Annotated in this window: 12 protein-coding genes; 2 read left to right on the forward strand and 10 right to left on the reverse strand. The window is 36.7% G+C overall.

The features are described 5' to 3' along the window. Window positions 1-20: 20 nt before the first annotated feature. Window positions 21-773, forward strand: a complete 753-nt coding sequence (locus ACQVV1_RS22050; protein WP_063224346.1) for an ABC transporter ATP-binding protein — start codon at window positions 21-23, stop codon at window positions 771-773. After that, the gene (locus ACQVV1_RS22055) at window positions 770-2,746 is read left to right on the forward strand and encodes an FtsX-like permease family protein (protein WP_431169506.1); all 1,977 of its coding nucleotides are present in this window, start codon (window positions 770-772) and stop codon (window positions 2,744-2,746) included. Before ACQVV1_RS22050 ends, ACQVV1_RS22055 begins: the two co-directional genes overlap by 4 nt. 50 nt (window positions 2,747-2,796) lie before the next feature. On the opposite strand, the gene ACQVV1_RS22060 is transcribed toward ACQVV1_RS22055, so the two are convergent. The 10 genes from ACQVV1_RS22060 to ACQVV1_RS22105 form a co-directional block, all read right to left on the reverse strand. Then, a complete protein-coding gene (locus ACQVV1_RS22060) occupies window positions 2,797-2,979 on the reverse strand; it encodes a YjcZ family sporulation protein (protein WP_063224348.1) in 183 nt (60 codons plus the stop codon). Window positions 2,980-3,148: 169 nt separating this feature from the next. Next, window positions 3,149-4,474, reverse strand: coding sequence for a gluconate permease GntP (gntP, locus tag ACQVV1_RS22065; protein ID WP_431169507.1), 1,326 nt, complete (start codon window positions 4,472-4,474; stop codon window positions 3,149-3,151). A gap of 48 nt (window positions 4,475-4,522) precedes the next feature. Next, window positions 4,523-5,248 carry a GntR family transcriptional regulator gene (locus ACQVV1_RS22070; protein ID WP_242252328.1) on the reverse strand — a complete coding sequence of 242 codons (726 nt, stop codon included), beginning with the start codon at window positions 5,246-5,248 and terminating at the stop codon, window positions 4,523-4,525. Then, a complete protein-coding gene (locus ACQVV1_RS22075; RefSeq protein ID WP_431169509.1) occupies window positions 5,248-6,264 on the reverse strand; it encodes a sugar kinase in 1,017 nt (338 codons plus the stop codon). The genes ACQVV1_RS22070 and ACQVV1_RS22075 overlap by 1 nt, the downstream gene beginning before the upstream one ends. Further along, entirely contained in the window at window positions 6,257-7,012 is a 756-nt protein-coding gene (gene dagF, locus ACQVV1_RS22080) for a 2-dehydro-3-deoxy-phosphogluconate aldolase (protein ID WP_044793624.1), read from the reverse strand. The genes ACQVV1_RS22075 and dagF overlap by 8 nt, the downstream gene beginning before the upstream one ends. A 1-nt stretch (window position 7,013) precedes the next feature. After that, the gene (locus ACQVV1_RS22085; RefSeq protein ID WP_242252324.1) at window positions 7,014-8,117 is read right to left on the reverse strand and encodes a DgaE family pyridoxal phosphate-dependent ammonia lyase; all 1,104 of its coding nucleotides are present in this window, start codon (window positions 8,115-8,117) and stop codon (window positions 7,014-7,016) included. After that, window positions 8,095-9,195, reverse strand: coding sequence for an amidohydrolase/deacetylase family metallohydrolase (locus ACQVV1_RS22090; protein ID WP_242252323.1), 1,101 nt, complete (start codon window positions 9,193-9,195; stop codon window positions 8,095-8,097). The genes ACQVV1_RS22085 and ACQVV1_RS22090 overlap by 23 nt, the downstream gene beginning before the upstream one ends. A gap of 329 nt (window positions 9,196-9,524) precedes the next feature. Beyond that, window positions 9,525-10,385 carry a M15 family metallopeptidase gene (locus tag ACQVV1_RS22095; RefSeq protein ID WP_431169510.1) on the reverse strand — a complete coding sequence of 287 codons (861 nt, stop codon included), beginning with the start codon at window positions 10,383-10,385 and terminating at the stop codon, window positions 9,525-9,527. Between the two features lie 82 nt (window positions 10,386-10,467). Beyond that, entirely contained in the window at window positions 10,468-11,574 is a 1,107-nt protein-coding gene (locus ACQVV1_RS22100; protein WP_098555303.1) for a sensor histidine kinase, read from the reverse strand. Then, a complete protein-coding gene (locus tag ACQVV1_RS22105; RefSeq protein ID WP_063224356.1) occupies window positions 11,567-12,265 on the reverse strand; it encodes a response regulator transcription factor in 699 nt (232 codons plus the stop codon). The genes ACQVV1_RS22100 and ACQVV1_RS22105 overlap by 8 nt, the downstream gene beginning before the upstream one ends. Window positions 12,266-12,527 lie beyond the last annotated feature (262 nt).

The raw sequence follows: 12,527 nt of genomic DNA on the forward strand, positions 1-12,527 counted from the left end.
CAGATAGAAAGGTGATTACTATGGAAGAAGTATTACACATAAAAAACGTCTCAAAAGTGTATGAGGGAAAAGTCCCTCATACAGCTTTAAAAAATATAAATTTGCACGTAGATAAAGGTGAATTCGTTGCAATTATGGGGCCATCTGGAAGTGGTAAATCTACGTTTTTAAACGTTATTTCTACAATTGATTCGCCTACTTCTGGGGAAGTCGTAATTAACGGGAAGCGACCGCACACATTTCGTAGAGAAAAATTAGCTATTTTCCGTCGCCAAGAGTTAGGATTTGTTTTTCAAAACTTTAACTTACTCGATACGTTAACGATTGGAGAAAATATCGTATTACCTTTAACGTTAGACAATGTTCCTTTAAAAGAGATGGACAAAAAACTCGATAGCATCTCAACCAAACTAGGAATTGATCATATTTTAAATAAACGTATTTTTGAAGTTTCAGGAGGACAAGCACAGCGTACTGCTGTAGCACGCGCCGTTATTCATCATCCTTCTCTCTTACTAGCTGATGAACCTACAGGGAACCTAGACTCGAAAGCAGCTATTGATGTAATGGAGTTATTTACAAAGTTAAACAAAGAAGAAGATGCAACGATTTTAATGGTTACGCATGATCCATTTGCAGCCAGTTATTGTAACCGCGTCATTTTCATTAAAGACGGCGAGCTTTATAACGAACTGCACCGCGGGCTATATCGCGAGAAGTTTTATCAAGAAATATTAGATGTTTTAGCGTTATTAGGAGGAAGACGTGGATGACATTTTGGCAATTCGCATTTAAAAATGTCTCGCGTAATTCGAAAGCATATTTCGCTTATTTTGTAAGTAGTGCTTTTTCTATAATGGTTTTCTTTTCGTTTACCGTATACGCGTATCATCCGCGCTTACAAAGTGTACAAAGCTTTCAAGAACGTGATCCTCTAATGAACTTAGCTAGTACAGCACAGCTTGTGATCGTTATGTTCTCGTTCTTCTTTCTCTTATATTCAATTGGAACTTTTTTAAATGTTCGTAAGCAGCAATTTGGGATACTCACGATTCTCGGTATCTCACAGAGACAATTAAAAAGACTTTTATTTACTGAAAACATGATAATCGGGATATTATCTATCTTTATCGGCATTCAAGGTGGTCTTGTATTTTCTAACTTTTTCTTATTAGTCACTTCGAAATTAACAAGTGCGAAAGGCCTTTATTTATATTGGCCAACAGAAGCGATTATCGTTACAACCGTAACGTTTATCATTTTATTTTTAATTGTTTCTACGTTTACACCAATGTTTATTCGTACTCGAAAAACAACGCAGCTTATTAAGGGAGTTAAAAAAGAGAAGAGCGAAAAAAAACCATCTATACTCATTTCGCTATTTGCTTTAACTTGTTTAGGCCTATGCTATTATATCGCCGGTTATCCACAAGGCTATGTAACTGAAAAAAATGTCCAAAATGGATCCGTATTCTTAATTATGCTATCTATTTTACCGCTCGTAGTAGTCGGGACATATTTATTCTTTTCACAAACATTTCTTCTCTTTATCTATATTTTAAAGAAACGAAGAAAGTTTTATTTGAAACAAATAAATATGTTATGGATTTCAGATTTAGTTTCTCGTACCCGCAGTAATATTAATGTACTCTTTATCGTTTCTATGCTATCTGCACTTGCCTTTACAATTATTATCGGGTTATTTGCAGCAAACAACCATACGAAAGCATCCATACTAGAACGATATCCAATACCCTTCACCTATACATCAGAAGGTGCTAATGCATTTGAACAAAAGCATATTACTACGATTGAAACTGAACTTACAAATGCTAATTTTCAATATAACAAATATAAGTTTACCGTTTTAAAAGATACAACTTCAAAAGAGTCAATTGCCATTATGAAAATGAGTGATTATAACGCAATTGCAAAGCAATTAAACAGACCAGAAATCACTCTCGATTCTACACAAGTTTATAGTATTTCTCGCTATTCACCAGCACTACTAAATCTCGTGTCTAACCCATTTGCGAAGCAGGACACGCTTACACTTGGTTCTAATAAAAAAGAATTTCAAATTAAAGGTTTTATTAATAAAGGAATCGCGCCACCCTTTACATTACCTCATTTAATTGTGATGCAAGATGAAGTAATTGAAAATATGATTCCTCATATTGAAACCATTACAGTTTATAACTACTTCGTAGAAAATTGGGAAAATGCAATTATCCCAACAAAGAACATATTAAAAAGCTTAGATCACGATTCAAAAACCTTGTATGAAACACATAAGGATGAAGAAAATTTCAGCCAGCTATTTCATATTGATACAGCTACGGATGAACTCCTTCACAGTAAGGAAAATGCAGTAGCTCGATTCTTTATCTGGGCATTTCTCGGCTTTATTTTCTTTATCGGTGCGGCTAGTGTTTTATACTTCCGTATGTATAACGACTTAACGACTGAAAAACAAAAATACATTACGATTACAAAGCTTGGATTAACTGAGTCAGAAATGTTTCGCTCCGCAACGATTCAATTAGGAATTTTATTTTTCGTCCCTTACATCGTTGCTGGTGTTCACACGTTATTTGCAGTTAAGTTTTTACAAAGCATGTTCGCTTTTTCTTTACTAAAAGAGTTATTAATTGTACTCACCTTTTTCGGGATTATCGAGATTATTTTCTTCTTCTTAATCCGCTCTCTGTACATTAATAAATTATCACAACACATAAAAATATGAATAAAATGGCCTTGTGCAATACGCACAAGGCCATTTTCAATAGTTTTTAATTAGCAGCAATATCCACCATAGCCGCCGCCGTAACCACCATAACCACAAGAACCGCCACCGCCGAAGCAGCTAGCACCGATGATGATTAATAAAATAAACAATACGATTAGAAGCGCAAAACCGCCGCCGCACCCATGTCTGCGGTTACAATCATCATGTCTGTGTTCACACTTTTCGCTCATTACTCTATTCCTCCTTTAGTATCATTCATAACAAGTTCACCTTGCTCTAAATGAGGGGATTCCATTTATAGTATGTTTTCAGGGCGAATAGGAAGCTTGGCTTACTTAAAAACGGGCTTGTTTTGGCAATTGGGCTTCATCAAAAAAAAGATACCTATTGAGGTATCTTTTAAAGAAACATATTCAACATAAGGGCAAAACCGAATGCAATAAATGATAACAATGTCTCCAGCACCGTCCACGTTTTAAACGTTTCTTTTACTGTCAAACCTAAATACTCTTTTACAAGCCAGAACCCTGCATCATTTACGTGAGAAAACATTAATGAACCTGCTCCGGTTGCAATAACAAGTAACTCTAAATTCACACCAGACATGTGCTGAATAACTGGTGATACAATTCCTGCTGCTGTCGTTAATGCTACTGTCGCTGAACCTGTTGCAATTCGGATTAATCCAGCTACCATGAAAGCTAATACGATTGGTGATAACGATATATGTTCTGCCATTTGTGCAATCGCTGTTCCAACGCCGCTTTCAATTAATATTTGTTTAAATCCACCGCCTGCACCGATAATTAAAATAATAGAACCGACCGGTAATAAACTATCGTCTGTTAATTTTTTAATCATCTTTTTATTAATACCTTGTCTCATGCCAAGTAAATAAAACGCTGCAAAACATGAAATGAGTAAAGCGATTACTGGACTTCCTATAAAAACTAAAAATTCAGTCATCTTTTCCGGTAATGAAATATACGGTGCAACGACTGATAAAATCATCAATACAACTGGTAATAAAATAATAAAGAATGAAACTTTACGACTCGGTAAATCAGTTGAGACAGTCGTAACTCGAATAAGCTCTGGTTCATTTTCAGGTATAACTCTTTTATGTACCCACTTTGCAAATACTGGTCCTGCAATAATAGCTGTTGGTAACGCGATAATTAATGAATATAAGAGCACCTTTCCTAAGTTCGCGTGATAAATACCGATTGCTGTCATCGCCCCTGGATGTGGTGGCACGAGCCCGTGAACAATAGATAATCCCGCAATAACAGGTAAGGCAATTAATAAGATGTTTTGCTTCGTCGTTTTTCGAATCGAGATAACGAGTGGTAATAAAATGACGATTCCCACTTCAAAAAATACTGGAATCCCTATAACAAATCCTGCAAATAACATAGCCCAAGGTAGTTTCTTCACACCGAAAAATCGAATAAAGAAATCTGCCACTTGCATGCCGGCCCCTGAATCGGACATCATTTTCCCTAAAATTGTTCCAAGGGCTAAAATGCCAACTAAATGCCCTAGTACACTACCAACACCAGTTTCATAGGCAGTTACTATTTTCGTTAAATTCAGTCCAGACATAATAGCTAAAAATAAACTCGCAACTGTTAAACTAATAAATGCATGCCATTTCCACCATGATACCCCTAAAATAACAATCGCGATTGCAAGTAACGTGACGATTAATAAGTATATATCCATCTCTCATTCCCCTTACTTTATAAAAAAAGAGGGAAAATCCCCTCTTTTTTATACGTCATAATTCACTACATAATGCTGCATTTCTGTATTGTAGTAGCCTTCGCTATATTCAATTACTTCGCCAACTTCATCGTAAGAATAGCGCATTCGTTTTAACAACGCTGTGCCCTCTTTTTCACCTAACGATTCTGCAACGAAACTAGGTGCCAGTCCAACAGCGAATTCATCTCTGAAGTTTTCTAAATGTATACCTCGGTCTTCAACTAAATCGTAAAGCGATTGCAAGTCAAAGTCCGATAAATCAGTGCTTGCCATTCGTGCTGAGAAATAGTGCGTATAATGAATGTACGGTGCATCATTTAACGTATATAAACGTTCAATACGAAAACTCTCTTTACCGAATAATCGAAACGGCACTGTTCCTTCTTCATTCTGAACAACTTCTGCTTTTAGCAATTTCTTCTGTACTTTATAGCCTTCTTCCACTAACACTTCTGTAAATTTCTTACCCTTTGACAGCTTTGTCGCAGAAGTATTACGGATGACTTTCGTTCCTTTACCGCTTTTCTTTTCCAAATACCCTTCTTGAGCAAGTTCTTTAATCGCATTTCGTACTGTAATTTTGCTCACTTTGAACTCTTCTTCTAACTGTGGTTCGGAAGGAATATTCGTATGAATCGCATATACACCATGCAATATTCGATCACGAATAATATTTTTTATTTGTAAATATAATGGTCCTTTTTTCCTCGTTACGTTCACCTTTACACCCACTACCTTTCTACATCACCTACTGATGCCGTCATTACCCGAAGTATATCCTTCTCTGATGACATTGGCGTATCACCGACGATTGTATGTGCAAGCATTCCAGCTGCTGACGCAAATGAAACAGCTTTCTCTGGTGCAAACTCTTCTATCTCGCCATGAATAATCCCGCTCGTATAAGCATCTCCAGCACCTATTCTATCATATACAGAAAACGTAAGTGTTTTTGCAAAAGTGAACGCACCATCTTTACATATAAACCCGCGAAGCGAGTGTGTATTATCACTATTAATAGAGCGATGTGTACCAGCAATGGTAGCGATACGATATGTTTCAGCTACCTTTGGAATCAGATCAACAAGTTGTGCTTCTCGCTCCGTCTCTTCTGTTTGCATTCCTAGAACAAACATCGCATCCTTTTCGTTCATCATAACGATATCAGCAAGAGCTAACATTTCTTCATAATGCGGTTTCGCCTGCTCATATCCGTCTTCTCCCCAAAGAGATGGACGATAATTACAATCAAAAACGACAGTGCCTCCGTTTTCTTTCACTGCTTTCGCTAAAGATTTCATGTGACGACGCACCGTATCATTCATCGCAAGTGTAATCCCGCAAAAATGAACGATATCAATTTCCTTAGCAATTTCTTCAAATTGATACATCTCTTCACATGCCGTATTGAAACTACTTTCTAATCGATTTGAATATGTAACGCGGCTCGTACGTGCACCAAATCCATTTTCTAAAAAGTACATGCCGACATATTTACCGCCTCTTGAAACAAGTGATGTTTGCACACCTAACTTTTGAATATAAGATAATGCCGCATCTCCAACCGAATTTTCCGGTAAAGTTGAAATAAGAAGCCCTCCATGCCCTAGATGAGAAAGCGCAGCTGCAACGTTCACACCTGTACCAGAAAATGAGTATTTTAATGTATTTGCTTGCGACAACAATTCATATCCTGGTACTTGCAGGCGCATCATTACTTCACCGAACGCTGCAATTTTCTTACGCATATTGATCAACTAGCTTTTTCACGACTGCTAATAATTCACGAACATCTTCTACTTTCGTATTACCAGTTTCTTTATCAATAATAGAAGAGTATACATGCGGAATAACTTGCTCTACATTTGCTTCAAGCGCAATACGTACAATTGTTTCAAAGTTTTCTTTATCGATTCCGCCCGTTGGCTCTAATGCGAATCCTTCTTCCGCACAAGCTTTCGCAACTGCGCGATATTCTTCTTCATGAGCTAGACCTTTCATCGGGAAGTATTTCAATGAATTTCCGCCCATATCACGTACAAGTGCAATCGCTGTTTTAATTGGAACGATTGCTTTTTCTTCTCCAGCAGCACTAATTGGACCAGTAGAAATATTTACGTAACCTACTTTTCCTGTTGGTGATACTAAACTATTAATCCAGCTATCTTTTCCGCCAAGATTTGCACGTGTTGCCCCAACTGAAGGGAACACTTGGTTAATATGGCTACCAGGATAATGCTTCGCAATTTCAGCTACAACTGCTGCTTGACGATTATCTCCTGCTCCTAGTCCGATTGATACAGCATCATCAATTTCTTTTCCGTATGCTTTCATCGCTGTAACAGCTTCTTCTACAGTTGGGTAATCTTTTGATAACACTCCTACTACTACATAACCTTCTGCTGCTTCAAAAATATCTTTCGCATTTTCGATATTGTTCGCTAATACATTTAATGCTACGCGGCCTTTATAAAAACGTTTTTGAATGTTTGTCATTTTAGTTTCCCCCTACAATTTCTCTCATTTTTTCTTCAATCACATGTATGTCATCACCTTGAAGTGGACGTGGATCGATATCAAAGAATCCTTGTCTTACTCCGTAATCACGTGTGTAAATTGCGATTTCCCCGTCGCGTAATGCAGTCACAACGTCTTTTGCCGATTTATTTAACTCTTTCTCGTTAATATGAATACGAGCTCTAAAGATTGCTCTTCCCGCTTCATCTTGAACAATCGTTACATTTATACCGTTTAATTCTTTTAGCGGCATAAGTACTTGTAACAACTCTTTTTCTTGCTCACTCTTATCTTCTTTTACTCCGTACTCATCAAGCGCTTGAAGTAAGCCAAATGTTGTTTCTTTCCCAACTTTCATACTTCTTCCGATGCAATGCAATTGCACTTTCAGCCACTCAATATACTTTCTTTTACCGCCAACAATACCTGAAGTAGGTCCTTCAATTGCCTTTGAACCGCTATAAATGGCAAGGTCTGAATACTTCACATATTTTTGAATATCTTCTTCAGCTGCCGCATCGACGATAAGTGGGATGTTATTTCGCTGCGCTACTTCCCATGCTTCTTCAACAGAAATCATATTTTTTTGCACTGCATGATGGGATTTCACATAAAGAATCGCCGCTGTATTTTCACCAATTGCATCTTCAATATGCTCAGCTTTTCCTTCATTTGCGTAGCCAACTTCAACGAGCTTACCTCCGCCTAAATAAATCATCGTTTCAACAGGAGCACCGTATTGAACGTTATGACCTTTTAACATAATCACTTCGTTTTTCGCGATGACCTCTTGATGAAGTCTTTCACTTTTACGACGATTTCCTTCTGTAACGATACCAGCAATAGAAAGCGCAATTCCGCTCGATGCTGAGTTCACAACAACCGCTGCCTCTACATCTAGAATTCTCGCAATATGGTCTCCTGCTTTATCTACTAAATCAGCAATTTCCACATAATTTTGTCCACCATGTTTCATCGCATCCATAACTGTATCTGTCGGAGCGGATACACCTAAAATACTCATTCTACCGCTCGCATTAATTACTCTTTTTAATCCGTACTTAGCATTCAATGAATGACCCATTGATTACAACCCCTTTCGTATCAATCCTTTTTTCAGCAATGCGCTGATCCCCTTCTGAATCAATTAACGTAACCTTCTCATCTTTCACCGTAAATAAAGTTAAATTTGCAATATCTCCTTCTTGAATACGACCAAGCTCTGGTTTCTTAAGCCATTCTGCTGCATTTTTCGTAACCGCATCAATTACTTCTTCTAGCGGATAACCTAAGTAAAGGAATTTCGAAAGAACGTGAGCCATACTATACACTGGACCGTGTATACGATTCTTCCGGTAAATATCTGTACTAATTGTATGAAAGGCAATATCGTGACGCTTCGCTGCTTCTGCTACTTTAAAAGAAAAACTAGCATTACCGTGACCAACATCTAAATGCACACCGCGATTCACTGCATCTAGTAAAACAGGTAGCGGTTTGCCTTCTTCATCAAATAAATTATTTTCTTTCCCGTTTAAGTAATGTGTAATGACATCATCTTTTTCTAAAAGAGGTACAACTTCCTCAATGCGAGGAGGCGCTGAACCGATATGTACCATAATCGGCAATGATGTTTCACGGGATAAAGAGCGCGCTACATGAAGTGGTTCAATTCCACTATCACAAACGACACTTTTACTCATTCTCGCTTTTAACCCAACGATTACATCTTTATACTTTTCTACTGCTTCTATTACTTTCTCTTTATCGATCCATTCCATATTGGATAATTCATCAATTCGTTTCAAACCGATGCGAGAAATATTTAAAAAGGCAAATAAATTCGTTTTCGCCTGTTCTCTACTTTTTACTAAATCTGCAATGCGATCAGCTCCGCAGCTACCCGCATCAACGATTGTCGTTACCCCTTGCTTAACGCCAATTTTATCCACCTCATCGCCATATGGATCAAACTCTGGAAAAGCATGAACGTGCAAATCAATCCAACCACTCGATACGTAAGTACCTGAGTAATCAAGAACCTTTCCACCCTCACCAGCACCAGCTTTCGTCACCTGTGCGATTTTATTATTTTCAATTACAATGTCAATCTCTTCCCCGTTTACACGTTTCACATTACGTAGTACGAATCGCTCTGTCATTGTACTTCCACCCTTTTCTATAAGAAGCCATAAGAATACGCTTACATTAAAGTTTCATTTTATATCTCTTTCACACGTTTAGCGTAACACAAAAAAAGAAAGAAGTAAATATAACGTTATAATGTTTAAAAGTGAAATAAAAGATACTCCTCAAAATGCTGATAGTACAGGAAATTATATCAACGATTTTTCGAATATATCTATCATAACTTACAATCGTAACTCAAAATACATCAACGATTCGACAAGGAATATTGATTTACCGACAAAAAACACCAATCCCTTTCTTACATACGAAAAGGCTGCTCCAAGCGGAACAACCTCTTTTTCTATTCCTGAACCGTCACAACTACCCCGTCCATATTATTCCCGGAAATTTCATACTGCTTATTTACTGGAACACTCACTTTCATATTCCCTGAAACTTTATAATAAGAAACCGTATATTTCTTACCTTCCACATCGGTTGTGATTTCTTTTTTCTCTTTCAAGAACTCTAAGTATTCCTCTAATGTAATTTTCTTTTTTTGCATAATTGCGCTATGAGGTAAGCCGACATAACGAATGTGCCACGGTTCATATTGAATGCCTGTAATATGACTTTTATTTTTCGGATAGCGTAACACAAAGCCGTGCTTCCATACGTTTTCTGCAACCCACTTACCTTCAGGAGCTTTCTCCATTTTCTTTTGCGTTGAACCAACGTCCAGTGATAATCCTAAATTATGTTCACTGTATCCTGCCGGGAGTGCATAATCCGATCCCATTTCTTTATATAATTTACTTTGTTCTTTAAAATCTCGATACCCACTACTCATTAAGAAATTCTGTACTCCGTCTTTTCCAGCTGCATCGACAACGTTCAAAAACTTTTTCACAACATCCTTTGATAAACGAAGATTTCTATCAAATATTACATAGCCTCTTACTAATTCACTACTATGATTTACATTTATAATATCGGACCTAATACTATCTTTTTTTACTGGGTAATCTTTGTTAACTAATAATAAATCCCCTTTATAAATTTCTTCTTTTGTAATCTCCACATTTTCCATATTGGCAGCCTTTACTGCACTATCTTTTCCATCAATTTTCACATCAATTTCCTTTTGAAATAACGGTGATATATAAACGCCTACACAGATTGTGCATGCTATAAAAAAAGAAATAAATACCCACTTTTTCATTTCTAGTTCCTCCTTAACGTAACTTACGTCTAGAATAGAAAAAACTATTAAAATAAAAAGTGGGGTAAAGTTTAAATTTTTATTAAATTGTTAAGTTCTTGTCTTTTGGCAATCGTACTTCAAACATTGTTCTAACTACATTACTTTCAGCAGAAATCGTACCGTTATGCTGCTCGACAATATTTTTTGCAATAAATAGTCCCAGGCCTGTCCCGCCACGGTTCTCCGTTCTCGATTTATCACCTGTATAAAACATATCAAATAGATACGGTAAATCTTCTTCTGGAATGCTATCTCCGTAATTCATAACTTGTACGACAACTTCTTCATTATCGATATACCCATTCATATCAACAAATTGCCCATCATATCCGTATCGAACGGCATTTGTTAACAAGTTTTCAAATACTCTAGCTAGCAATTTTCCATCACCGTTAATCGGCAAATGAGGATCCACATTCAATCTAGCTTCTAACTGATGTTTTTCTAATAACGGATACAATTCCTCATCTAGCTGTATAAGCAGCTCACTTATATCAATTGGCTTTTTATTTAGTTGTAACATGCCATAATTCATACGTGTAATTTCAAATAACTCATCGATTAAACTTTCCAGCCTTTGCGATTTCGTATATGCAATCGTGGAAAAATGTTTAATTTGTTCTTTTGTTAAGTTCTCATCTTTAAGAATTAAATCTAAATATCCTAACACGGATGTTAATGGCGTTCTTAAATCATGAGCTAAATTCACAACGAGCTGATCTTTACTACTTTCCGCAAAGTCTCCTCTTTCCACAGCTTCTTTTAACTTTTCACTCGCAACATTTATTTCACGTGCGATATTTCCAAATTCATCATTTGATGAAATTGGAACTTGTTTTGTAAAATCTCCGTTCGCAAGATGATGAATCCCATTAGAAATTTCATCAAAGTATTTTAAATACGGTTTTGTTAAAAAGAAGAAAAAGATAATAGATAACGGAATAAAGAAAATTAAAAAGAAGTTAATGTCTCCAAATTCCCTTACCATTGACCGAAATTGCGCTAAAGGCTCTTCATAGCGCACCATCGTTTTATAATACAGCTGTAATCCTTTATAAATCATATAAGTTACAGTAGCTGCGAGCACCATACTTAACGCAAATAAGGTAATCATTTTAAATCGAAAGCTTTTCATCATGTTACCCATTGAAAGTATAACCTACCCCCCACACTGTTTTTATTAACTTATCTTTTCTTTTATCTTCCCCAAGTTTTTTTCGCAACGTACGAATATGTACCATAACTGTATTTCCACCTTCATAATAATCATCTGCCCATACGTGCTGAAAAATATTTTCCACATTGTACACTTTCTTCGGATGACTCGCTAATAAATATAAAATATCGAACTCTTTCGGTGTTAACTCAATTTGCTCTCCGTACACGTTCACTGTTCTTCGTTCAGGATCAATAATAACTCCGCCTACCTCTAAAGCAGATTTGCTCTCCGCTACTTTCGGTTGATTTAATGTAAGAAATCGGCGTAATTGTGCATTTACACGTGCGACTAATTCAATCGGCGTAAAAGGTTTCGTCATATAATCATCTGCACCTAATACAAGACCTGTCACCTTATCAAAGTCCGAAGTTTTCGCACTCAAGAAAATGATCGGCATATGATGCTTCGCGCGAATTTGACGCGTCACCTCATACCCATCCATTTTCGGCATCATAATATCTAAAACCACTAAGTCGATTGGCTGCGTTTCAATAATATGAACTGCCTCTTCCCCGTCCGCTGCCTTCACAACATGGTACCCTTCTTTTTCTAAATGTATCTCAATTAAATCAGCAATTTCTGCCTCATCATCCGCTATTAAAATTGAAATGCGCTTCATTTTACTCCCCCTTTATACGCTCGATTTTAAACTAGTCTATCCAATTTGTACAATACAAAAAAGGCTACTCATTTGAGTAGCCTTAGTAAATGAAATTATATCGACGATTTTCCAATTATATCGAACACAACTTGAATTATATCGGCGATTTTCCAATTATATTAACCGTAACTCGAATTATATCAGCGATTATTGAATTATATCGACTTACCGACAATTAACGACAAAATCCTCTCGCTATTTGCTTACATCCTGATTAAAG

Origin of the sequence: Bacillus basilensis (assembly GCF_050630465.1) — a bacterium.
Classification (GTDB): Bacteria; Bacillota; Bacilli; order Bacillales; family Bacillaceae_G; genus Bacillus_A; species Bacillus_A basilensis.